Source organism: Streptomyces sp. B1866, from assembly GCF_031932565.1.
GTDB lineage: Bacteria > Actinomycetota > Actinomycetes > Streptomycetales > Streptomycetaceae > Streptomyces.
Genome location: NZ_JAVSCF010000491.1, coordinates 1 through 1,750, shown reverse-complemented (window position 1 = coordinate 1,750; position 1,750 = coordinate 1). Strand labels below are relative to the sequence as shown.

At 75.0% G+C, this 1,750-nt stretch carries 2 protein-coding genes; both read left to right on the top strand.

All coding sequences use genetic code 11. The features are described from left to right. A partial coding sequence (locus tag RKE29_RS29730; protein ID WP_312008816.1) for an ATP-binding protein occupies positions 1-552 on the top strand: 552 nt, incomplete at its 5' end. Next, positions 536-1,750 (top strand): PAS domain-containing protein (locus RKE29_RS29725; RefSeq protein WP_312008815.1); only part of this gene is annotated, 1,215 nt, incomplete at its 3' end. The genes RKE29_RS29730 and RKE29_RS29725, both read left to right, overlap by 17 nt.

Sequence of the window (1,750 nt, the reverse complement as noted above, 5' to 3'; positions counted from 1 at the left end):
GCGGAGCGGCTGTGCGACACGCTGACGGGCACCCTGCTGCCCACCGACCGCCCCGCCCCCGACGACACCGCCCTGCTCGTCGCCCGCACCCACGCCACGCCCCCCGAGTTCGTCGCCTCCTGGCCGCTGCCGGAGGACCCGGTCGCCTGCGGCCAGGCCCGCAAGTACATCCGCGAGCAGTTGGCGGCCTGGGACCTGGAAGAGCTGGAGATGACGACCGAGCTGATCGTCAGCGAGCTGGTGGGCAACGTGATCCGGCACGCCCGGGGCCCGCTGGCCCTGCGCATGCTGCGCAGCCGCACCCTGATCTGCGAGGTCTCCGACGGCTCCCTGACCACCCCGCACATCCGGCACGCCACCGCCAGCGACGAGGGCGGCCGGGGCCTTCAGCTGATCGCCGCCATGGCCGCCCGCTGGGGCACCCGCTACACCGGCACCGGCAAGTGCATCTGGACCGAGCAGAAGATCACCGAAGGGCCCGGGGACGAGGCCGCCGCCCCTGACCTCGACCTCTTCTCCGAGGACGGTGTCGACCTTGACCTCTGGTCGTGAGAACAGGGGGCGGCCGCCGGACCCGGTGCGGGCCGGGCGGCTGGACCTGCTCGCGGCCGTGGACGCCGGTGAGGGCGATACCGACGTGCTGCACGCGGCCCTGTTGCAGGCCACGGCCGAGCTGGGCGGCTACGGCGGCATGGTGCACGTGTGCGTGCGGGGCGGCGAGGCACACCTGCGGCTGGTGTCGAGCGCCGGGCTGCCGCGCGCGTTCACCCGCTTCTGGCACAGCGTCTCCGCGCAGAGCCCGGTGGCCCTGGTGCGGGCCGTCCGGGAGGACGGGTTCGTCTACCGGCCCGACCTCGGCGTGCCCGAGTCGTGGTACGGGCGGGTGCCGGTCGGCTCCGGTGAGACCGACGTCCCGGCGGGCACGGGCATGGCCGCGGCGCCGGTGCGCGGCCCGAAGGAGTCGCTGGGCGTCCTGTCGGTGCTGGTGCCCGCCTCCCGCCCGCCGGATCCGCGGCAGCGGGCGTTCCTGGTGGAGGTGGCCCGGTGGGCGGGCGGGCTGCTGCGGCTGACTCCGCTGAGCCCGGAGGGCGTGTCCCCCAACCTGCTTGGGAGAGCGGGACAGAGAGTGGAGCCGCGGCAGCCGTCCGACGCCGAGGGCTCCCCGAACTGGGCGTGGGACCTGCGCACCGGTGAACTGTTCTACTACGAGCCGCTGCTGGAGGAGCTGGGCATCGACCCGGCGGTGGACGACGGCACGATCGAGTCCTGGGTCAGCCTCATCCACCCCGACGACCTGGCCTGGGTGACGGCGGAGGTCGACCGGGCGCTGCGCAGCCGTGGTGCCTACGACCTGACGTACCGGGTGCGCCGGGCGGACGGCAGCTACGCCCGGGTGCAGACCCACTGCTGGTCCCTCGCCGACGAGCACGGCGAACCGGCCCGTATCGAGGGCCGGACCTGGAGCACTGCCGGGACGCACGCGGCGCTGGAGTCGGTGGGCCGGGCGCTGCTGCACATGAGCGACGGATTCCTGTCCCTCAGCGGCGACGGCCGGGTCGGCTTCGCGAACGCGGCCGCCGAGCGGCTGCTGGGCCCCGCGCGGGAGATGGTCGGCCGGGTGCTGTGGGAGGTGCCCGCCCTGCGGGGCCTGCCCGGGGTGAAGGAGCAGTGGCGCCGGGCGGCCTCGGGCGGTGAGCCGGTGGGCTTCGAGGTGCCCGTCCCGGGCCGCGACCAGTGGTACCACCTGCGC